The organism is Streptomyces sp. NPDC001634, from assembly GCF_040298185.1.
Classification (GTDB): domain Bacteria; phylum Actinomycetota; class Actinomycetes; order Streptomycetales; family Streptomycetaceae; genus Streptomyces.
Genome location: NZ_JBEOZU010000091.1, coordinates 15,529 through 36,852 on the forward strand (window position 1 = coordinate 15,529; position 21,324 = coordinate 36,852).

Consider the following 21,324-nt stretch of genomic DNA (forward strand, 5'->3'; position numbering starts at 1 on the left):
CTCCGCTCAGCGGGCGGTGCGGTCCCCGGACCGCGGCGGTTCGAGATGGGTGGCGAGGACCGCGGCCTGGACGCGGCGCTGTACCCCGAGCTTGGCCAGCAGCCGGGAGATGTGGTTCTTGACGGTCTTCTCCGAAAGGTAGAGCTTCTTGCCGATCTCCCTGTTGGTGAGCCCGTCCCCGATCAGCGCGAGGATGTCCCGCTCGCGCGGCGACAGGCTCGCCAGCTCGGGTGGGACGGTCGACTGCTCGGCGGGGTCGGAGCGCAACGAGCGCATCAGTCGGGCGGTCGTCGCGGGGTCGAGCATGGACTGTCCGGTGGCGACGGTGCGCACAGCCGAGACCAGATCGGAGCCCTTGATCTGCTTGAGCACATAGCCCGAGGCTCCGGCCATGATCGCGTCGAGCAGTGCGTCCTCGTCGTCGAAGGAGGTCAGCATCAGACAGGCCAGCTCCGGCATCCGGCTGCGCAGCTCACGGCAGACGGTGATGCCGTCGCCGTCCGGGAGGCGCACATCGAGGACTGCCACATGCGGCCGCACCGCCGGGCCCCGGTTGAGCGCCTGTTCGACGGTGTCGGCGTCCCCGACCACCGAGATGTCGGGTTCGGCGTCCAGCAGATCGGCGAGGCCCCGTCGTACCACCTCGTGGTCGTCCAGCAGGAAGACCCGGATGGGGTTCTGCTCGCTGAAGGTGCGCGCCTCGGCCATGAGGACCTCTGGTTTCCCGAGTGGAGGGCGGACTGGGGACTGCGAGTGAGGGCCGACCGGCCCCACTCATATCCACCATGCTCCTCCAAGGTGCTCTCGTCCGAGGCGAAGACGGCGCCCGACGAGACCGGAGGACGACGCTCGACGAGACTGGGAGACGACGTTCGACGAGACCGGGAGGACGACCCGGCGTAGGCGTTCGGGGGGCGTTGGGCAGTCAGCCCCCGAAGGAGGTGCGCACCATGGTTCGGCACGTCACCGCGGGAGTCGACGAATCCGGCGAGAGTCTCGCAGCCGCACACTGGGCCGCCCGGGAAGCCCTGCGCCGAGGTGGCGCGCTGCGTCTCGTGCACGCCTGGAAGGGGCAGCCGCAGCCGGCACCCGCAGTACCCGCGGACGCGACCCTGCGCCTCCTGGCGGAGCAGACCCTGGAGCGGGCGGCCGGCAGTGTCCGTGCCGCGCATCCGGGGCTGACGGTGGAAGACCAGCTGGTGCCCGAGTCCGCGGTCACCGTCCTTCTCACGGAGGCCGGGGATGCGGAGCTGCTGGTGCTCGGATCCCGCGGTCTCGGCCGCATCACCGGATTCGTGGTCGGTTCGGTGTCCCAGCGCGTCGTCGCCAGGGCCCCGTGTCCGCTGGTCCTCGTACGCGCCGGCGAGACCTCCGCCGACGAACACCTGCCGGCCATGAATGGAGTCTCGCCCGACGAGATACCGGAGACACCGTTCCGCGATGTCGTCCTCGGACTGGACACCCGGCACCCCAGCGACGAGCTGATCGGGTTCGCCTTCGAGGCCGCGCGGCGCTGCGGGGCTTCGCTGCACGTGATCCACGCCTGCGGCATGGCGCCGGCCCACGCGGCCCACGGCCGGTCGGGCCCGGCGTCCCGGCAGGATCCGGCGGCCGAACGGGAACACCTTCTGGCCGCGATGCTGCGCCCGTGGCGCGAGAAGATCCCCGGGGTCCCGGTGACCGGGACCGTCTTCAGGGGGCGGGCCGCCCCGGAGCTGGTCCGTGCGTCCGCCCGCGCCTCGCTCGTCGTCGTGGGGCGCCGGACGCGGGACGCCCGGCTCGGCACGCACATCGGTTCCGTCACGCACGCCGTGCTCCACCACGCCGGCTGCCCGGTCGCCGTCGTCCCGCACGCCTGAGCCGGCGCCCGGACGGCGCATGCGAGCCGTACGGGAGAAGGCGAGTTGCCTCCTCGTGCCGGCCTATTGATCGCCGCACCACGCCCGGTACGCGGCCACGGCGGTCGGCAACGTGGGAAAGATGCGGTCCATGCCGACGGAGTCCGTGAGGCCGTAGGCCCTCAGATCGTCCAGCAGGTCCTGCTTGACGCGGGCGAGGGCGAAGACGACGCCACGGTGGGCGAGTTCGCGGCGCAGCTCGTCGACGGCGTCGAGAGCGGTGATGTCGACCTCCACGTTGGCCTCCATGTTGAGGAGGAACCAGCGGACCGGATCCTTCTGTTCGTCGACCGCGTCCAGGGCCCGGCGCCGGAAGTTCTCCGCGTTGGCGAAGAAGAGCGGCGAGTCGTAGCGGTAGACCAGCAGACCGGGAATGGTGCGGGCCTGCGGGTAGTCGTCGACGTCGTGCATGCCCGCCACACCCGGAACAAGGCCCTCGACGGCGTCGTGCGGCCGGGCCACCCGCGTCAGCAGCTCCGCCACCGACAGCCCGACGGCCACCAGGACCCCGTACAGGATGTCCAGGGCGAGCACTCCCGCCAGGCAGCAGAGGGCCAGCAGGAGCTCCCTACGGCGGAATGACCCCAGGCGGCGGAAGCCCCCGAGGTCGATCATGCGCAGCGCCGCGTAGACGACGAGCGCGCCCAGGACGGCCGCGGGCGTACGGGTGAGCAGCGGACTCAGAAAGAGGAGGACGGTCAGCACCACCGCGCCCGCGACCAGTGAGTACGCCTGGCTGCGGGCGCCTGTCGAAGAGGCGAGCGCGGTGCGGCTGGCGCTGCTGCTGACCGGAAAGCCGTGGAGGGCGCTCGCGCCCAGATTGGCTGCTCCGAGGGCGAGGAACTCCTGGTCGGCGTCGAGCCCGGGTCCTTCGTCGTCGCGGCCGGTGAACGCGCGGGCGGTGAGGATGAAGTCGGTGTAGGAGACGAGGAGAACCCCCAGGGCGGGCAGCACCAGGTGCGGCAGCTGGGTCAGGTCCGGGACGGAGAGGCGGGGCAGCCCGGAGGGAACCTGGCCGATCACCTTGATGCCGTACCGGTCGTCGAGATCGAAGGCCACCACGCCCGTCGTACCGAGGACCACGGCGAGCAGCGGGCCGGGGACGGTGGGGAAGAACCGTGCCACCAGGAGGAGGAACGCGATCACGACGGCGGACAGGGCGGCGGTCGCCGGATCGATGTCCCTTGCATGGACGAGGAACGACCACAGTTGGGGGAAGAACTCCATTCCGGTCGTGTGTACGCCGGTGAGCCTGGGCAACTGGTCCACGATCATGATCAGCGCCACACCCGCCAGATAGCCGATCAGGACCGGCCGTGACAGTAGATCCGCAAGGAAGCCGAGCCGCACGGCCCGTGCGACCAGGCACAGCAGCCCCACTGTGGCCGCCAGGGCCGCGGCCAGCGCGGCGTACCGGCCTGGATCCCCGGCGGCCAGCGGGCCGACCACGGTCGCCGTCATCAGGGCGGTCGTGGACTCCGGACCGACCGAGAGCAGACGCGAGGAGCCGAACAGTGCGTACAGAGCCAGGGCAGGCAGGATCGCCCAGAGCCCGGTGACCGGAGGCAGCCCGGCCACGCCCGCGTACGCCATGACCTGGGGCACCAGATACGCGGCCACCGTGGCTCCGGCCAGCAGGTCGCCCTTCAGCCACGAGCGGCGGTAGTTGACGAGAGCGCCGACCCCGGGCACAAGACGGCGCCAACCCGGAACGCGCCCGCCCGAGCCCTTCGACATCGGCCTCCTTCCACCGTGATCCAAGGATCCACCGCGGGACGGACACCCGCGAGAGGCCGGGCGGTACGGGTGAGACAGGCCGTGTCCTCTCCCGGCGGCCGAATACCGGGACGTCGGCCAACAGGCCTCGGGGAACGGGTCGTTCAGCCGGCTTCCGCCTCCGTCACGCCGTCGGAACCACCGTACGGCGCGTCGCGCCGACCGCTCCCATGGGCCGGTCGGCCCAGGCCCGGGACCTGCGGCCCCTGCACCCCGCGCCCCGTGGATACGACGGTGGACGTGGATACCCGGAAACGGGGATCCGACTCAGGAGGTGGAGACCATGCCCCGCCCCGTCACCGTCGGCCTCGACGGTTCGCCCGAGAGCCGGGCCGCCGCCATGGGGGCACCTCCCACGCCCTTGAGGCAGTGGGGGAGGGCGGCACGCGAGGCCAAGCAGCGCGACCAGCCGCTCAAGGTTCACATCCGGGAGCCCCTGCCTGATCGTGCAGCCGGAACACCTCCGTCAGGTCCTGCCGGGTGCCGACGATCGCGGCCGGCCGTACCCGGGTCATCCGGGAGACCCGGCCCCTCGACTCCGTCAACGAGTCCATCGAGGAGGTGCTGCGGGGCCGGATCAAGGCCCGGATCGTGTTCGATCTCGGCACCGAAGGGTGATGAAGGTGGAACTCCCGCTGGTGGTGGGCGTCGACGGGTCCGAGCCGAGCCTGCGGGCCGTGGACTGGGCGGCCGACGAGGCCGCCCTGCGCGGGCTGCCGCTGCGGCTGGTGTACGCGTCGCTCTGGGAACGCTACGAAGGGTCCGTCCTGGCGGAGGACGCCGACCAGGCGTCGGAACGGGCACGGGCCGAGGACATCGTCGAGACCGCGGCGCGCCGCGCGCACCGGCGCCAGTCCGATCTCAAGGTCGCCACCGAGGTCCTGGCCGAGGAACCGGAGTACGCGCTCATACGAGAAGCGCGCCTCGCCGCCGCACTGGTGGTGGGCAGCCGCGGCCGCAGCGCCATCGCCGAGCTGCTCCTCGGCTCCGTCAGCCTCACGGTCGCCGCCCGCGCCGACTGCCCCGTGATCGTGCTGCGCGGCAGCCACGACAACCAGGCGCGGTGCGGGATGCGGGGCCGCATCGTGGTCGGTGTGGGCGACCGTCCTGCGGACTCGGCGGCCGTACGGTTCGCCGCCGAGGAGGCGCGGCAACGCCGTGTGCCCCTGGAGGCCGTACGGGCCTGGCGGTGCCCCGCGCATGAGAGAAACGATCACATCCTGCTCGCCGGCGAACCCGCGCGCCTGCACGAAAAGCAGGCCGCGGTGGCGCTGGACGCGGCCCTGTGGGACGTTCCGTCGGACGTGGACCTGCACCGTCGTACGGCCGAGGGACCCGCCCGCAGGGTTCTGCTGGACGCTTCCTACGACGCCGACCTGCTGGTCCTGGGTGCCTGGCGCCACCCCGGGCACTTCGGGCTCCAGCTCGGCCGCGTCGCCCACACCGTGCTGCACCACTCCGGCTGCCCGGTCGCCGTCGTACCGCGGCGGGCCTGACCGAGCACCTGCGGCAGTGGGAGGCGAGGCCGAAGTCGTGCAGGCCCGAAGCATGGAGCCCGCCACTTACGGCTTGAGGCCCACAGCTTGAGGCCTACAGCTTGAGGCTGAACCACGTCGTCTTCCCCTCGTCCGTGGGCCTGACCCCCCAGTCGTCGGCGAGGGCCCGGACGAGAAGCAGGCCCCGGCCCGACTCCTCGTCCTCGGCCGCGAGCCGCGGCTGGGGCAGGTGCGGGCTGCGGTCGCTGATCTCGACGGTGAGGTCGGTGTCCGTGCGGCACACGTGCACGCCGATCGGGCCCGGTGCATGCTGCACGGCGTTGGTGAGGACTTCCGAGAGCAGGAGGCGGGCGTCGTCCAGCGAGTTCGCGCAGCCCCACGCGCCGAGTGTCCTGTCGAGGAAGTCGCGGCCCTCCGGCACGGACGCCGGAACGGGGGCCAGGTCCGTCGTGGCGGTGGCCAGTGGAGCCGCGGGCAGCTGCGTCAGCAGGAGCGTGACGTCGTCATGGCCGTCGGCGTCGGGCAGCAGGGTCGACAGAACGTGGTCGGCCGCGTCCTCCAGGCCGGAGCCCTCGGCCACGAGCTTGTCCAGGGTGACGACGAGCTGGACGAGCTGGTCCTCGATGTCGCTGCCCGGGGTCTCGATCAGACCGTCCGTGTAGAGCACGAGGGTGGCACCACGCGCGATCGTGGTGCAGCACTGCTCGTAGATCACGCCGCCGACGCCGAGGGGCGCGTTCACGGGCGCGGGGAGCGGCCGGGCGCCCTCACCGGGGACCGCGACGAGAACCGGCAGGTGCCCGGCGGAGCACACGGTGACCTCTCCCGTATCGGCAGCGATGATCAGATAGCAGCAGGTGACCAGTTGGTCGGGGACGTCGAGGTCGGCGACGACGCTGTCGAGGGCCTGCATCAGCTGACGAGGCTGCAGCCCGGTCTTGGCCAATGCGTGTGCGGCGGACCGGAGTTGGCCCATGACGGCCGCGGCCTCCAGACCACGGCCCATCACATCGCCGATCAGCACACCGACCCGGCCGGCGCCCAGCGGAATCAGGTCGAACCAGTCGCCGCCGACGCCGGCGCCCTGGGTCGCGGGCAGGTAGCGGCTGGCGGTGGCGAGGCCAGGGATGGCGGGCGGTGTGCCCATGAGACTGCGCTGCAGCGTGAGGGCGATGTGCCGCTGCTGCTCGTACAGCTCCGTCAGTTCCGTCTCGGCACGCTTGCGGTCGCTGATGTCCCGGACGATCGCGCACGCCCCGATGACCGCACCGTTGCGGGCACGGGTCGGCCAGAGGGTGACATCGACGTCCAGCATGTCACCGGAGCGGGTGACACGCAGGGTCTCGAAGTGCTCGACCTTCTCGCCCTCCCGCAGCCGGTCGAGGAGTGCGGTGATCTCGTGCTGCCGGTCGAGCGGCGCCAGCAGGGACACATGGCGGCCCAGGACCTCGGCCGCCGTGAACCCGTACAACCGCTGGGCCGCGGCGTTCCAGTACGTGATGCGGCCGTCGAGGGTCTTCGCGAGGATCGCGTCCTGCGAGGACTCGACGATCGCGGCGAGCTCGTTGATCCTTTCCTCGGTGGCCTTGCGTTCGCTGACGTCGCGTACGGCGGCGGAGACGAGGAGGCCGTCGGCGGTCTCCAGTGGGCTGAGGCTGATTTCGACGGGGAACTCGGTGCCGTCCTTGCGGAGCCCGTACAGGTCGAGGCCGGCGCCCATGGGGCGGACCTGTTGGTTGTGGGCGTAGGCGTTGCGGTGTTCGGTGTGGTGGGTGCGGAAGCGGCCGGGGACGAGGAGTTCGACGGGGTGGCCGAGGAGTTCTTCGCGTCGGTAGCCGAAGAGTGCCTCGGTCTGGGCGTTGACCAGTCTGATCGTCCCGGTGTCGTCCACGATCACCATGGCGTCGGGCGCAGCCTCCAGCAGCCCCCGGAACCTTTCCTCGGCGGCCTTGCGTTCGCTGACGTCGCGTACGGCGGCGGAGACGAGGAGGCCGTCGGCGGTCTCCAGTGGGCTGAGGCTGATTTCGACGGGGAACTCGGTGCCGTCCTTGCGGAGCCCGTACAGGTCGAGGCCGGCGCCCATGGGGCGGACCTGTTGGTTGTGGGCGTAGGCGTTGCGGTGTTCGGTGTGGTGGGTGCGGAAGCGGCCGGGGACGAGGAGTTCGACGGGGTGGCCGAGGAGTTCTTCGCGTCGGTAGCCGAAGAGTGCCTCGGTCTGGGCGTTGACCAGTCTGATCGTCCCGGTGTCGTCCACGATCACCATGGCGTCGGGCGCAGCCTCCAGCAGCCCCCGGAATTTCTCCTCGGCGGCTCCCGGACCGTCCATGTGGATCCGGGCACCGCACCGGCACAACTCCTGCCCCACCACGTCGGTGGGATCGGGCCGTAGCGCTTCGGCCAAGTCGCTCGTTTTCATCCCCGCCCCCAGGCTCACGATGAGACCGGCCATCTCAGCGCAACCCGCCCGGCTCCGCGACGGCATGTCGCTTAGTGGCCCCACAACGGTCGAACATGTCCGCGACGACGACCCGGGTGATCGCTCCTGGTCGGCGTCCGTCCGCTCTCCGCAGCAGTGGCGGCAACCGTGTCCGGCCCTTTCGGGGCCGGCCGACCGCACCCCGCCGCGGGCTCCGAGCCGCACCGGCCGGCCCCCCGGCCGCACGATGAGGGCCGACCGGCCCAAGCGCATCCTCGAAGGGGTCGGACAAGCTGGACGTGCTGGGCAATCCCGGCATCGTGTCGGACGGTGCCCGGCGGTACCGGCTTCCGGCGCGTCCCCAGGACCCGAGCCGGGGGGCGAGTCCCCGGACCGAGCCTGTGGGGGGAGGAAGGAAGGATCGTCATGAAGGGCTTTGTCTTCCACGGCCCTGGACAGTCCGCCTGGGAGGACGTCCCGGACCCCGGCATCAAGGACCCCACCGACGCGATCGTGCGCGTCGACACCGTCACCATCTGCGGAACCGACCTGCACATCCTCAAGGGCGACCTGCCCGAGGTACCTCCCGGTACCGTGCTGGGCCACGAGGCGGTCGGTGAGATCGTCGAGATCGGCCGCGACGTGCACACCGTGCAGCCGGGGGAGCGCGTCCTGGTCTCCTGCATCACCGCCTGCGGCCGGTGCGGCTACTGCTGGGAGCGGACGTACGGCCAGTGCCGTGGCGGCGGGGGCTGGATTCTCGGCCATCTGATCGACGGCACGCAGGCGGAATACATCCGCGTCCCCTACGCCGACCTGTCCGTCCACGCACTGCCCGGTGCGGTGGAGAGCAAGGACGCCGTGCTGCTCGCGGACATCTTCCCCACCGCCTACGAGGTGGGCGTGCTCAACGGACACGTACGGCCGGGGGACACCGTCGCCGTCGTCGGAGCGGGCCCCATCGGGCTCGCGGCGATCGCCACGGCCCGGCTGTTCGCCCCCGAACGCATCGTCGCCGTGGATCTGGCCGCGGCACGGCTGGACGCCGCCAAACAGCTGGGTGCCGACGCCCTGGCCGACGCCCGGGAGGCCCCCGAACAACTGATCGCCGATCTCACGGACGGGCTGGGCGCCGACGTGGTCGTCGAGGCGGTCGGCGAGCCGGAGAGCTTCGAGCTGTGCACCCGTATGGTGCGTCCCGGCGGGCACGTGGCCAACATCGGCGTGCACGGAAAGCCCGCGACACTCCACCTCGAAGAACTGTGGATCAAGAACCTGACCATCACCACCGGCCTCGTCGACACCTATTCCACGCCCACCCTGCTGCGGATGGCGGCCGCCGGCCGGCTGCCCACCTCGTCGCTGGTCACACACACCTTCACGCTGGACCAGATGGAGGAGGCGTACGACGTCTTCGGCCGCGGTGCCGACACCGGCGCGCTCAAGGTGGTACTGGGCGGGCAGCAGCACGAAGTCGTCGCCGTCCGGGCGGCGTGACGAGAGGAAGTGACGAGCCATGGCCGCACAGGCAACGTCGGGCACGTCGGAGAGCCACCCGGCGGGCAACCTCGGGCGCCGGATCGCGCTGCGGCGCGAGGAACTCGGACTGTCCCGGGAGGATGCGGCGAACCGGGCGGGCATGGCTTCCAGCTACCTCCAGTACCTGGAGGAGCAGCCCACCGCCGCGCCCGGCGTGAGCACCCTTCTCAGGCTGGCCGGTGCACTCGAGACCACGGTGCTGGAGCTCACCGGCGGTGACGTCGATCTGCCGCCCGGTCTGGGGCAGGCCGGCGCGCATCCGAAGTTCACCGAACTGAGCACACAGGAGTGCCGGGACCTGCTCTCGACGCACGGTGTGGGAAGGCTCGCGGTGCCCACCGGCTCCGGGCCGGTGATCGTCCCCTTGAACTACGGCGTCGTAGGCGACTCGATCGTCTTCAGGACCGCCCCGGACACTGTGTCGTCGCATGCTCCCGATTCCCAGGTGGCCTTCGAGGTCGACCGTATCGATGCCTCGTTCAGCCAGGGCTGGAGCGTACTGGTACGCGGACACGCCAGCGTCGTGACGGATGCCGACTCCGTACGGCGACTGGAGGAGCTGGCGCACAGTGCGCCCTGGGCGGGAGGAGAACGGGATCTGTGGATCCGCATCGACCCCCTCAGCATCACCGGGCGGCGCATCACCGTGTGACAGGGCCCAGGCGAAGGACACAGCCATACGGCAGCACCGCCGCACCAGGCGAAAGACGGACTGACTGATGTACCCGAACGACGGTTTCCGTGAACTCGCACGCCATGAATGCCTGCGTCTGCTGACGAAGGTCCCGGTCGGCCGCATCGTCCACACGCGTCACGCCCTGCCCGCGGTTCTGCCGCTCAACTTCTGCCTGGACGGCGACGGCGCGGTTCTGTTGCGCACCTCGGCCGCCTCGGAGCTGGTGCGTGCGATCGACGGTTCGGTGGTCGCCTTCGAGGCGGACGAGGTCGACGCGGCCGCGCACTCCGGCTGGAGCGTCGTCGTCACGGGTCCGGCCGCAGTGGTGACCGACCCCGCCGAGCGCGACCGTCTGGCCCGCACGGGCCCGCGCTCCTGGGTTCCTGCGCCGGAGGAGGTCTTCGTACGCATCGAGCCGGAGCTGGTCACGGGCCGTGAACTCGTCGGCGGCGGCACCCTGCACGCGGCCGACTTCTCGTCCTGACCGGGGAGCGGGAGCGGAAGGAGAGCGAACGAGAGAGAGTGAACGAGAGAGGGTGGCTGAAAGAGGTCGAGCGAAAGAGGGTGAGGGAGGAGCGAGGAGGGAGGAGCGAACGAGCAGCGAAACCCTGTCCCCGCCCAGCACCACCGGAGGACACCATGAACCCCACTCCGCGCCTCGTGAGCGATGTCATGACCCGCAGAGTCGTCGCGCTCGACCGCGGGGCGACGTTCAAGGAGATCGTCAGGGCCATGCGGCAGTGGAAAGTCAGCGCCCTGCCCGTACTGGAGGAGGAGAACAGGGTCGTCGGCGTCGTCTCCGAGGCCGATCTGCTGCGCAAGGAGGAGTTCCGCGACAGCGACCCGGGCCTCTCCCGGTCCCGGCTCGGCTCGGCCGAGAGCACTCCCACCGCCCGGCTGGAGCGGCTGTCCCACCTCGTCAAGGCGGACGCCGTGACGGCCGAGGAACTGATGACCGCTCCGGCCGTCACCGTCCGCGCGGACGCCACCCTGGCGCAGGCCGCCCGGACCATGGCCCGCGCCAAGGTCAAGCGGCTGCCCGTCGTCGGCGACGAGGGCACGCTGCTGGGCATCGTCAGCCGCTCCGACCTGCTCGACGTGTTCCTGCGGAAGGACGAGGACATCGCCGAGGAGATCCGCCAGGAGATCGTGGCCCGCCTGTTCCCCGCTCCGCTGGAGCCGGTCGTGGTGGAGGTGCGCGAGGGTGTCGTGAACCTCACCGGCCGTATCCGGGACACCACTGTCGTACCTATCGTCACGCGCCTCGTGCGAGGCGTCGAGGGCGTCGTGGACGTGGACTGCGCCCTCATGGGACCGCCCCGCCGCCCGAACCTCGACCCCGACTTTCCGGAGGTCACACGACGGCCTTGGGGGGCCGGAAGCATCACGTGAAGGTGATGACCGATGGCGACGACACGTCGTACGACCCGCACGAGGCTGTGGCTGTGGCGGTGGCGGCGCAATCCGCTCCGGCGCCGCAGCGACCGCCTGGAGGCGTGGACCATGCTCGTCACCTGGCTCTTCGTCCTCCTGGCCGGTGTACTCGCGGGGCGGGCCGCGGCACAGGCGCTGGACGACGGACTCGCCGCGCGCCGCGCCCATTCGTACGCGGCGCAGGCGGTGCTGACCGAGAACGCGGCGACGAGCCCGCAGGCCGTGCCCGAGTACAGCGACGGCAGCGTGTGGGCGAAGGTGCGCTGGACCGCCGTCGACGGTTCGACGCATACAGGTCTGGTGAAGGCCGCACCCGGACTGAAGGCGGGCGCCCCGATCACCGTGTGGACGGACCGTGCGGGCGCGCTGGTGTCCAGGCCGGTCACCGAGGGCCAGGCGGGGCGGCAGGCGGTGCTGGTGGGCGTGCTGGTCGGGATCGGCGCCGCCGGCGGGGTGCTGGTCTGCGGACGGCTGGTGAACGGTCTTCTGGACCGGCGGCGCATGGAGCAGTGGGACCGGGAGTGGGCGCAGGTCGGGCCCAGGTGGCGCAGGACGATCGGCTGACGGGCGAGTCGGTCAGTCCGCGTCGGTTCCGGACAGATGGCAGTCCACGTCGACCACGCCCTCGACGGCACGCGCCAGACGGACGGCCACGGGGATCAGGGCGCTGTCCCGGATCTTCCCGGTGAGGGTGACGACCCCCTCGGTGACGATCACGTGAACGGGTTCGACGGGAGCCGGGAAGAGCACGTCGACGATGTCTCGGCGGACCTCGTCGGCGATGTCGTTGTCCGGCCGCAGGAACACCTTGAGCAGATCCGCGCGGCTGATGACGCCTTCCAGCATGCCCTCGTCATTGACGACCGGAAGCCGCTTCACCTTGCGCTGGGCCATGATGCGGGCGGCCTGGGCGAGAGTGCTGCCGGGATGGACGGTGATCGCCGGCGCGGTCATCAGCTCTCCCGCGGTCACCGCATCGGCCTTGGCCAGGTCGGACAGGTGCTGCAGCTGGGCGTACCGGTCCGGATCGCTGTCGCGGAACTCCTCCTTGGGCAGCAGGTCGGCCTCCGAGACCACACCGACCACGCGGCCCTCACCCTCCAGCACGGGAAGGGCGCTGACCTTCCACTGCTCCATGAGCCTGACGATGTCCTTGAACGGGGCGTCACGGCCGACGGCGACGACGGTGTGCGTCATCACGTCGCTCACGACGTGCGGGGTGCCGGGCACGGTCTCCTCCTCGGGGTGTCAGGTGTGGTCGACGGTGGGGCTCCAGGGGGAGAAGGTTCATGACCGGTTGCCGCTGCCGTAGGGGGCGTACAGATCGAGCAGCCGAGTACGGGCCGCGTGCAGCCGGTGGGCGAGCACACGGCCGACCCAGACGGCGATCGCGCGGCCGAACTCGGCGTCCTCCTCGCACATCGCCCGTACGGTCACCGCGTCGAACTCGTAGGCCCGCACCGGAGTCATGGCCTCGGCGCCCAGCTGCCACACATGGGGCGTGAAGTGCCAGGACCAACCGACCAGTTCGCCGTGTCCCAGCGACTCGATGACGGCGGCCCGGCGACCGGGCACGTGCAGGTCCAGGGCCACGGTCCCGGTCCGGACGATCCAGAACCGGTCGGCGCGCCGGCCCTCCTCGAACATCCGGGTTCCCTCTTCGAAGGAGACCTCGCGGGCGATCCGCATCAGCCGTTCGCGGTAGTCGGCCGGCAGGGATGCGGCGATGGTGGTGGCAGAGGTCATCGCTCGGTGTCCTTTCGTGCGGCGCCTGCTTCCAGCGTGGGCGCGCGACCGAGTTCCGCACCACGGGCCGCCCGGTCCTGGCAGTGGGTCGTTAGGCCCAACCGACGGGGATGGGACGCGCGCCCCGACCGGGTGGGCACGAGGGAGGTCGCTGTACTCGCCGTCGGGCTGGGCGGGAGCCGGGGGCGGCGGCGCAGGGTGCGGTCGGCGTCGACACCCCATGACGGGGCGGGAAGGGCCCATCCGCTTCTCGCGGATCCTGATTGCGCGGTGCACGGCCGCCGGCCGCTTCTCCGCGTCTCTTGCGGACCCTTCCCGTCACCTCCAGCACACCACGTCACCGGAGCATCCGCCAGGGCCGATCGGCCCCGCACACCCCGGAGCCCGGCCGACCGGATCCGCGTGGCCTCCGCGGACGCGTCACGGCATGGGCCGAACGTCCCCGACGGGGGCCGAACCGCCCCTCCTGCCGCAGCGCTCCGGGGTGCGACCGTGAGGGGTAGCCCACTGCTGCACGACTTCGCAGCCCGGCGAAAGGCGGTGGAGAGGATGGAACTGCCCCTGGTCGTGGGCATCGACGGTTCGGACTCCAGCCTCGCGGCGGTCGACTGGGCAGTGGACGAGGCCGCCCGGCACGGTCTGCCGCTCCGGCTGGTGTACGCCTCCTTGTGGGAACGCTACGAGGGCGCCGCAACGGCCAACAATCTCGAACGCCCGTCCGAAGAACTGATGGCGGAGGGCATCATCGGCACCGCCAGGGAGCGCGCACGGCGGCGCAACCCGATGGTGGAGGTGTTTGCGGACGTACTGCCCGAGGACGCGGTGTCCGCCCTTCTGCGGGAAGGCCACAACGCCACCGCGCTGGTGACCGGATCCCGGGGCCGCGGCGGGCTGACGGGTCTGCTCCTCGGCTCGGTCGGTCTGGCCGTGGCCGCGCGGGCCCACTGCCCGGTGATCGTGATCCGCGGCGACAAGGCGGGCCTGGCCGGTGTCCATGAACGGATCCTGCTCGGTGTCGGCGAGCCGGCCACGAGCCGTGAGGCCCTGCGGTTCGCCTTCCGCGAGGCCGAGGCCCGCAAGTGCATCCTCGACGTCGTACGGGCCTGGCGCCGCCCCGCGTACGAGATCACCGAGCACCCCGTGCCGCCCGACCAGCAGGCATCGGCCCTGCTGGACGCCCTGCTCCGGGATGCGGCGGCGGAGCATCCGGGGGTCCGGGTGCGCCGTGCCATCGCCGAGGGGCCGGCCCGCATCGTGCTCCTGAAGCGCTCGGCCGCCGCCGACCTCGTCGTCATCGGGGGGCGGCGCAGGCAGGGATACGCCGGCCTGCAACTCGGCCGGGTGGGCCATACGCTGCTGCACCACGCGTCCTGCCCGGTCGCGATCGTGCCGCAGAGGGTGTGACCGCCGCCTCGCGGCACCGTCGCACGCGACCTCGGAGAACCGTTCCCGGACGGGTCGGCGAAGGGACACCGCAGTGATGGACTGGAGCTGGCAGTACGAGGGTTACGTTCCCGCGGACGAACGCCTGAGAGAGTCCCTGTGCACGCTGGGCAACGGTTACTTCGCCACTCGCGGAGCGCTCCCCGAGTGCGCGGCGGACGAAGTGCACTACCCGGGCACCTATGCGGCCGGCTGCTACAACCGGCTCACCACCGAGGTGGCGGGACGCCGGGTCGAGAACGAGGACATGGTCAACCTCCCGAACTGGCTGCCGCTGCGCTTCCGCCTCGCCGGGCAGCAGTGGCTGACACCGGACACGGGGACCGTACTCGACCACCATCAGGTCCTGCATCTGTCCTCGGGCCTGCTGGAGCGCCGGACGCGGTACGGACTCGGCGAGGGCCGATCGCTGTCCCTGCGCCAGCAGCGACTCGTACACATGGACGATCCGCATCTTGCGGCCCTGCGCACCGAGCTCACGATCGAGGGCCACCCCGACGAGCTGGAGGTCGAGGCCGCGCTCGACGGCGGTGTGACCAATGACGGCGTGGCGCGCTACCGCGACCTCGACGGCCGCCATCTGATCCATGTGCACACCGGCACCGCCGCCCCGGACACGGTGTGGCTGCGCTGCCGCACCCGGACCTCCGACATCCGCATAGGCCTTGCGGCCCGGCTCACCGCCGACGCCCCTGTCACAACCCGGCACACGTCCCCCCGCGCCGTCCAGTGGGTGCGGCTGCACCTGACCCCCGGCCGGACGGTCACGATCGACAAGACCGTCTCCCTGCACACCTCGCGCGACCCCGCGATCAGTGACCCGCTGCGTGCCGCGATCGACCGGGTGGGCGAGGCACCCGGCTTCGACCAGCTGCTGGAGCGGCACCTCACGGCCTGGGACCAGCTGTGGCGGCGGGCCGGCCTCGAGGTTACCGGGGAGGCCGGAAACATCCTGCGGCTGCACCTCTTCCACGTCCTGCAGACGCTCTCGCCTCACACCGGCGACCTCGACGTGGGCGTGCCCGCCCGAGGGCTGCACGGGGAGGCGTACCGCGGACACGTCTTCTGGGACGAGCTGTTCGTGCTGTCGTACCTCAACCTGCACTTCCCGGAGGTGTCCCGCGCCCTGCTCCGCTACCGCCACCGGCGCCTGGACCGCGCCTGTTCCGCGGCGCGCGCGATCGGCCGCCGAGGGGCGATGTACCCGTGGCAGAGCGGCAGCGACGGGCGCGAGGAGACACAGCAGCTGCACCTCAACCCGCGCTCCGGACGCTGGCTGCCCGACCACTCCCGGCTCCAGCGGCACGTCGGCTCGGCCGTCGCCTACAACGTGTGGCAGTACTGCGAGGCGAGCGGCGACGCCGAGTTCCTGCATACCAAGGGCGCCGAGATGCTGCTGCAGATCGCCCGCTTCTGGGCGGATTCGGCGACCTACGACGAGACCCTCGGGCGGTACCGGCTGCGTGGTGTGGTCGGCCCCGACGAGTACCACGACGGATATCCGGGCGCCCCGGAACCCGGTCTCGACGACAATGCGTACACCAACGTCACCGCCTCCTGGGTGCTCACCCGCACACTGGAGGTGCTGCGCGCCCTCCCCGAACCCCGTCGACGGGAACTCGTCGAGCTCACCGGCCTCGACGGTGGTGAACTCGAACAGTGGGAGGACGTGTCCCGCATGCTCCACGTGCCGTTCCATGACGACGTCATCAGCCAGTTCGAGGGCTACGGCGACCTGGCCGAACTCGACTGGGACGGCTACCGCAAGCGCTACGGGGACATTCGGCGGCTCGACCGGATCCTGGAGGCGGAGGGCGACACCGTCAACCGCTACCGGGCGTCCAAGCAGGCGGACGTGCTGATGCTGGGTTACCTTTTCGCACCGTCCGAACTCCAGGACCTCTTCCGCCGTCTGGGTCACCGGCTCGACGAGGAAACCTGGCGGCGCACCGTCGACTACTACCTGTCCCGGACCAGCCACGGGTCAACGCTCAGCGGCCTGGTCCACGGCTGGGTCCTGGCCCGTGCCCGACGTGCGGAGGCATGGACCTGCTTCCAGGAGGCCCTGCGGGGCGACATCGCCGATGTGCAGGGCGGCACCACCGGGGAGGGCATCCATCTGGGCGCGATGGGAGGCACCCTTGACCTCGTCCAACGCGGACTGACCGGACTGGAGACCCGGGACGGAGCACTCCGGCTCGACCCGGTGCCACTGCCGGAGCTGTCTTCGTACGGGTTCGCCATCCGTTACCACGGCCATTGGGGCGTGCGGCTGCGGCTTGAGCACGGGCGGATGGAGATCGCGGTGCCGCCGTCCGACCGTGCCCCCATCGACGTCCTGCTGCCGGACCGCGCGGTGTGCGTCCAGCCGGGGGAGACGTCCCGGCTGGTGCTCCCGGACCGAACGGACTGGCCGGACCGAACGGACTGGCCGGGGCCGGACTGGCCGGACCGAACGGACTGAATGGGTGCGTCACGGTGCAGCGGGGCCCGCCAACTGCACGATGTCGTCGGACGCGACGTCGTGCAGCCGGATGGCAAGGTCCTCCAGCGCGCGGCTGGCGGCGAGTTCGTCGCCGATCTCGGGGATGGGCCGGTCGATGGGATTGCGCCGGGCCAGCCCCCTGCCGGTGACGGTCGAGGTGTCGCGGGTTGTCAGCACGGCACGCGCACGGGTGTCGTCGCCGTCCTCCGTGATGTAGATCTGCACGGTCCACTGCTTGGCTTCCATCGTGATCACTTCCGCGAGGACAGGTGCGAATCGAGTGCTTTCGTCCCCCTTATCAGCCTGCACCTCGGCCCGGGCGCGGTCCAGGCCGAACGGTGCTTCGCCGCCCGCACGACGGCGGGCCCCGACGTCACTCGAACCGTGATGTGTCGCCGGCGCCCTTGCGTACGATCTCGGCCTCTCCGCTGGAGAAGTCGATGACCGTGGTCGGCTCGGTGCCGCAGTCGCCCGAGTCGACCACCGCGTCCACGGCATGGTCGAGCCGCTCCTTGATCTCCCAGCCCTGCGTCATCGGCTCCTTCTCGCCCGGCAGAAGCAGCGTGCTGGACAGGAGCGGCTCACCGAGTTCGTCCAGCAGTGCCTGCGCCACCACATGATCGGGAATGCGCACCCCGACCGTCTTCTTCTTCGGGTGGAGCAGCTTGCGCGGCACCTCGCGCGTCGCCGGGAGGATGAACGTGTAGCTGCCGGGGGTCGACGCCTTGATCGCGCGGAACACGTCGTTGTCGACGTACACGAACTGGCCCAGTTGTGAGAAGTCCCGGCACACGAGAGTGAAGTGATGGCGGTCGTCGAGCTGGCGGATCGCACGGATGCGGTCGATGCCGTCGCGGCTGCCCAGGCGGCACCCCAGCGCGAAGCAGGAGTCCGTCGGGTAGACCACGAGCGCCCCGTCGCGGATGCTGTCGGCGACCTGACGGATGGTGCGCGGCTGTGGATTGTCGGGATGAACGTCGAAGTACCTTGCCATTCGCCGAGTCTCGATCACATGGGGGCGGGCTGTCCATGCGACGGGGCTCAGTGACACGCGGAGGGGTCAGCCGGTCGGCGTGTCGGCCCCCGAGCCGCTGCGCGCGGTCTTGAGGTTTGCCTTCTTCACTTTGTTTCCGCATGTCGCCATGGAGCACCAGCGCCGTCGTCCGCCGCGGCTCGTATCCACGAACAACCCACCGCAGGTGCGCTGCTCACAGCGCTTGATCACACCCTCGACATGGCCGCCGAGGGTCGCGACGGCGTCGAGGGCGACGACGGCGAGTGCGGCGCGCGCGGCATCCGCGTCGGGGAGCCGCCACCCCGCCTGGCCGCCGGCCAGGACGAGCCGTGCCCGGTGACGCGCGGTCCACCGGTTGAGCAGGTCCTCGTCCGTCGGATCCGGCACCGTGCCGCCTGCCACGGCGGTACCTGCCCGGTGAATGGCCTCACGCAGCTCGCGGGCGTCGCGCAGGAGGGCCTCGGAGACCGGCATGTCCCGGGTACCCAGGCCATTGACGGTGAGCCAGGCTCGCAGTTGTTCCGGAGTCGCGATCCGCTCCACCGGATCGCCTCGCCGCTCACTGAGGGTGGCGACGAAGCGGAACGCGAGGATCTCATTGCCGAGCCGGAACTCCGGATGGCTGCGCGCGACGGCCGGGGGAAGCGGGCTCCCGACGGCAAGTGAACCGGTCATGGTGGTTCAGCGTACGCGCTCCGGGGTCGGGGAGCCAACGATTGACGTGGACCAGAAGAACCGTCTTAATAGGTTCACTTGAACCAGTTGAAACGGTTCCGACAGGGAGATCCCGCATGACAGCCAAGACCATCCGGCCGCTCACCGGCTTCGGCACCGTGACCGGCGTCCCCTGGCTCCCCGACGGCTTCACGGACGTCTTCGACAGCAGCCTCGTCCGCGTCGGCGACGTGGAACTGCACATCGTGCAGGGCGGCGCAGGACGACCCCTCCTGCTCGTCGGCGGCTGGCCGCAGAACTGGTACGTGTGGCGCCACGTCATGCCGCGCCTGGCGGAACACTTCCGTGTCGTCGCGGTCGACCCACGCGGCGTCGGCCCCTCCGACAAGCCCCGAGGCGGATACGACACCGGCACCGTGGCGGCCGAACTGGCCGCCCTCATGCGGGAGTTGGGTCATGACCGGTTCGCGATGGCCGGACACGACATCGGCATGTGGATCGGCTACGCCCTCGCCGCGGACCACGGCCACGCCGTCGAACGCCTGGCCCTGCTCGACGCCGCCGTCCCCGGCCTGGCGCCCGACGTCTCGGTCTTCGGCTCCGAGGCGCAGAACGACCTGCTGTGGCACTTCTCCTTCAACCGCAAACGGTCCGTCAACGAACTGCTCGTCCGTGGCCGTGAGCACATCTACTATGGCGACCAGTTCCGCCACAAAGCCGCACGCCCGCTGCCGGACTCCGCGATCGCCTTCTATGTCGAAACCCTCGCGCGCGACCCCGAGGCGCTCCGGGCCAGCTTCGACTACTACCGGGCCACGGACGACAACATCGCCCAGAACGGCCGGCGCAAGCAGCGCCCGCTCACCATGCCGGTACTCGGCGTCGCCGGAGCCCGCGGACAGGGCGAACGCCTCGCCGCGCTCCTCGCCCCCGTCACACGACAGCTCGACAGCGTCGTCCTGCCCGACTGCGGGCACTACGTCCCCGAGGAGCAGCCCGACGCCCTGCTGGAACACCTCCTCCCGTTCCTGCGCGCCTGACCGCTGCCCGGCCGGCCCTCGGCCATCGGTCCGTCAGTCCTTGAGCCGGTCGATCTGCCGGATCTTGTTGGTCGCGTCCAGCGCGGCGACCTTGTACGACTCCGCGAGCGTCGGATAGTTGAAGACCGCGTCGACGAGGTAGTCGACCGTGCCGCCGCAGCCCATCACGGACTGGCCGATATGGATCAGCTCGGTGGCCCCGCTGCCGAAGCAGTGCACGCCGAGCAGTGTGCGGTCCTCCGGGGAGACGAGCAGCTTCAGCATGCCGTGCGAGTCACCGATGATCTGCCCGCGGGCCAGCTCGCGGTAGCGGGAGATACCGACCTCGAACGGCACGCAGTCCTCGGTGAGCTGGTCCTCCGTCCGCCCTATGAAGCTGATCTCGGGGATGGTGTAGATGCCGATCGGCTGCAGGTCGAAGATGTCGTGCACCGGCTCGCCACAGGCGTGGTACGCCGCCATGCGGCCCTGTTCCATCGAGGTGGCGGCCAGCGCCGGGAAGCCGATCACATCGCCGACGGCGTATATGTGCGGCACCTCGGTGCGATAGTGCTCGTCGACCTTGATCCGGCCGCGCCCGTCGGCGGTCAATCCCGCCTTGCCGAGGTCCAGTTCGTCGGTGAGGCCCTGCCGTCCCGCCGAGTACATGACGGCGTCGGCAGGGATCTTCTTGCCGCTCTCCAGCACGGTCAGCGTGCCCTTGGGGTGCCGCTCGACCGCCGCGACGGTCTCCCCGAACCGGAAGGTGACGGCCAGGTCCCGCAGGTGGTACTTCAGCGACTCGATCACCTCGACGTCGCAGAAGTCGAGCATCCCGGGCCGCTTCTCGACCACCGTGACCTTGCTGCCCAGGGCGGCGAACATGGAGGCGTACTCCATGCCGATCACACCCGCGCCGACGATGACCATCGAACGTGGGACCCGCTCCAGGTCGAGGACATTGTCCGAGTCCATGATCGACTGCCCGTCGAACTCGACGCTCGCCGGCCGGGCGGGCCGGGTGCCGGTGGCGATGATGATGTGCTCGGCGCTCAACAGCCTTTCGTTGCCCGTCGCTTCGCGCACGGCGACGGTGTGCGGGTCCGCGAACCGGCCGGTGCCTGCGACCAGGGAGACATGGTTGCGGGAGAGCTGGTTGCGGATGACGTCCACCTCGCGGCTGACCACGTGGCGGGTGCGCGCGGTCAGATCGGCGACGGTGATGTCCTCCTTGAGGCGGTAGCTCTGTCCGTACAGATCCCGCTGGGTGAGGCCGGTGAGGTAGAGAACGGCCTCGCGCAGGGTCTTGGAGGGGATGGTGCCGGTATGGATGGAGACCCCGCCGACCATGTCGGGGTGGTCGACGACGGCGACCCGGCGGCCGAGCTTGGCCGCGGCGATGGCGGCTTTCTGGCCACCCGGTCCGGATCCGATGACGAGCATGTCGAAGTCGGGCACCTCCGGAGTCTGACAGGCCGAACCCCTTGGCGGAAAGAGCAGAGTTGACAGGAGGCCGTCCGGCGGACCGTGGTGGGGCATCTGATGGGCGGACGCACCGTCACGTCCATGACCAAGCCCCGGCTCGGGCGGGCGCGCGACGCTGGAAGAGCTCACGGGTCGCCGCAGCGGGCGGGGCCCCCGCGCGGTGAGGCGGGGGGCGCCCGCGCGGGGGGGGGGGGGCGCCGCCCCCCCCCCCCCCCCCCCCC

General features: G+C 70.8%; 19 protein-coding genes and 1 pseudogene. 11 read left to right on the top strand and 9 right to left on the bottom strand.

Annotated elements, in window-relative coordinates; genetic code table 11:
• Positions 1-6: 6 nt before the first annotated feature.
• Positions 7-708 carry a response regulator gene (locus ABT186_RS39165; RefSeq protein ID WP_351929160.1) on the bottom strand — a complete coding sequence of 234 codons (702 nt, stop codon included), beginning with the start codon at positions 706-708 and terminating at the stop codon, positions 7-9.
• A 242-nt stretch (positions 709-950) separates the two neighbouring features.
• On the opposite strand from ABT186_RS39165, the gene ABT186_RS39170 reads away from it, so the two are divergent.
• Complete coding sequence (locus tag ABT186_RS39170; RefSeq protein ID WP_351226277.1) at positions 951-1,859, top strand: universal stress protein; 909 nt, start codon at positions 951-953, stop codon at positions 1,857-1,859.
• 63 nt (positions 1,860-1,922) lie between these two features.
• On the opposite strand, the gene ABT186_RS39175 is transcribed toward ABT186_RS39170, so the two are convergent.
• Complete coding sequence (locus tag ABT186_RS39175; protein ID WP_351929162.1) at positions 1,923-3,635, bottom strand: SulP family inorganic anion transporter; 1,713 nt, start codon at positions 3,633-3,635, stop codon at positions 1,923-1,925.
• A 531-nt stretch (positions 3,636-4,166) separates the two neighbouring features.
• Between ABT186_RS39175 and ABT186_RS39180 the strand changes: the two are divergent.
• Together ABT186_RS39180 and ABT186_RS39185 are read left to right on the top strand one after the other, a co-directional pair.
• Positions 4,167-4,292 (top strand): annotated as a pseudogene (locus tag ABT186_RS39180) (zinc-dependent alcohol dehydrogenase); the annotation flags it as partial.
• Complete coding sequence (locus ABT186_RS39185; protein ID WP_351226273.1) at positions 4,292-5,170, top strand: universal stress protein; 879 nt, start codon at positions 4,292-4,294, stop codon at positions 5,168-5,170. The pseudogene ABT186_RS39180 and the gene ABT186_RS39185, both read left to right, overlap by 1 nt.
• Before the next feature lie 94 nt (positions 5,171-5,264).
• Here the strand turns inward: ABT186_RS39185 and ABT186_RS39190 are convergent, their stop codons facing one another.
• Entirely contained in the window at positions 5,265-7,586 is a 2,322-nt protein-coding gene (locus tag ABT186_RS39190; RefSeq protein ID WP_502973471.1) for a SpoIIE family protein phosphatase, read from the bottom strand.
• A gap of 426 nt (positions 7,587-8,012) precedes the next feature.
• Here ABT186_RS39190 and ABT186_RS39195 point away from each other — a divergent pair, with 426 nt between their 5' ends.
• The 5 genes from ABT186_RS39195 to ABT186_RS39215 all read left to right on the top strand — a co-directional run bounded on the left by ABT186_RS39195 (position 8,013) and on the right by ABT186_RS39215 (position 11,799).
• On the top strand, positions 8,013-9,083 hold the full coding sequence (locus ABT186_RS39195; protein WP_351226271.1) for an alcohol dehydrogenase catalytic domain-containing protein: 1,071 nt from the start codon (positions 8,013-8,015) through the stop codon (positions 9,081-9,083).
• Between the two features lie 19 nt (positions 9,084-9,102).
• Positions 9,103-9,777 (top strand): helix-turn-helix domain-containing protein, encoded by a 675-nt coding sequence (locus ABT186_RS39200; RefSeq protein ID WP_351226269.1) that lies wholly within the window; start codon positions 9,103-9,105, stop codon positions 9,775-9,777.
• 67 nt (positions 9,778-9,844) lie between these two features.
• Positions 9,845-10,285: a pyridoxamine 5'-phosphate oxidase family protein gene (locus ABT186_RS39205; RefSeq protein ID WP_351226267.1), complete on the top strand. Its 441-nt coding sequence runs from the start codon at positions 9,845-9,847 to the stop codon at positions 10,283-10,285.
• A 155-nt stretch (positions 10,286-10,440) separates the two neighbouring features.
• Positions 10,441-11,193 carry a CBS domain-containing protein gene (locus ABT186_RS39210; RefSeq protein ID WP_351226265.1) on the top strand — a complete coding sequence of 251 codons (753 nt, stop codon included), beginning with the start codon at positions 10,441-10,443 and terminating at the stop codon, positions 11,191-11,193.
• Positions 11,194-11,205: 12 nt separating this feature from the next.
• Positions 11,206-11,799, top strand: coding sequence for an Rv1733c family protein (locus ABT186_RS39215; protein ID WP_351226263.1), 594 nt, complete (start codon positions 11,206-11,208; stop codon positions 11,797-11,799).
• Positions 11,800-11,811: 12 nt separating this feature from the next.
• Here the strand turns inward: ABT186_RS39215 and ABT186_RS39220 are convergent, their stop codons facing one another.
• Together ABT186_RS39220 and ABT186_RS39225 are read right to left on the bottom strand one after the other, a co-directional pair.
• Complete coding sequence (locus ABT186_RS39220) at positions 11,812-12,465, bottom strand: CBS domain-containing protein (RefSeq protein WP_351226261.1); 654 nt, start codon at positions 12,463-12,465, stop codon at positions 11,812-11,814.
• Positions 12,466-12,522: 57 nt separating this feature from the next.
• On the bottom strand, positions 12,523-12,981 hold the full coding sequence (locus ABT186_RS39225) for a Crp/Fnr family transcriptional regulator (protein ID WP_351226259.1): 459 nt from the start codon (positions 12,979-12,981) through the stop codon (positions 12,523-12,525).
• A gap of 549 nt (positions 12,982-13,530) precedes the next feature.
• Between ABT186_RS39225 and ABT186_RS39230 the strand changes: the two genes are divergently transcribed.
• Both ABT186_RS39230 and ABT186_RS39235 read left to right on the top strand, forming a co-directional pair.
• Positions 13,531-14,385, top strand: coding sequence for a universal stress protein (locus tag ABT186_RS39230; RefSeq protein WP_351226327.1), 855 nt, complete (start codon positions 13,531-13,533; stop codon positions 14,383-14,385).
• A 76-nt stretch (positions 14,386-14,461) separates the two neighbouring features.
• Complete coding sequence (locus tag ABT186_RS39235) at positions 14,462-16,888, top strand: glycoside hydrolase family 65 protein (protein ID WP_502973472.1); 2,427 nt, start codon at positions 14,462-14,464, stop codon at positions 16,886-16,888.
• 9 nt (positions 16,889-16,897) lie between these two features.
• On the opposite strand, the gene ABT186_RS39240 is transcribed toward ABT186_RS39235, so the two are convergent.
• The 3 genes from ABT186_RS39240 to ABT186_RS39250 all read right to left on the bottom strand — a co-directional run bounded on the left by ABT186_RS39240 (position 16,898) and on the right by ABT186_RS39250 (position 18,599).
• Entirely contained in the window at positions 16,898-17,155 is a 258-nt protein-coding gene (locus ABT186_RS39240; protein WP_502973474.1) for a DUF1876 domain-containing protein, read from the bottom strand.
• Between the two features lie 127 nt (positions 17,156-17,282).
• Complete coding sequence (locus tag ABT186_RS39245; RefSeq protein ID WP_351929164.1) at positions 17,283-17,903, bottom strand: L-threonylcarbamoyladenylate synthase; 621 nt, start codon at positions 17,901-17,903, stop codon at positions 17,283-17,285.
• 66 nt (positions 17,904-17,969) lie between these two features.
• On the bottom strand, positions 17,970-18,599 hold the full coding sequence (locus tag ABT186_RS39250; protein ID WP_351226251.1) for a CGNR zinc finger domain-containing protein: 630 nt from the start codon (positions 18,597-18,599) through the stop codon (positions 17,970-17,972).
• Positions 18,600-18,715: 116 nt separating this feature from the next.
• Here ABT186_RS39250 and ABT186_RS39255 point away from each other — a divergent pair, with 116 nt between their 5' ends.
• Positions 18,716-19,639 carry an alpha/beta fold hydrolase gene (locus ABT186_RS39255; protein WP_351226249.1) on the top strand — a complete coding sequence of 308 codons (924 nt, stop codon included), beginning with the start codon at positions 18,716-18,718 and terminating at the stop codon, positions 19,637-19,639.
• A 33-nt stretch (positions 19,640-19,672) separates the two neighbouring features.
• Here ABT186_RS39255 and sthA read toward each other — a convergent pair whose 3' ends face one another.
• Entirely contained in the window at positions 19,673-21,076 is a 1,404-nt protein-coding gene (gene sthA / locus ABT186_RS39260) for a Si-specific NAD(P)(+) transhydrogenase (protein WP_351929166.1), read from the bottom strand.
• Positions 21,077-21,324 lie beyond the last annotated feature (248 nt).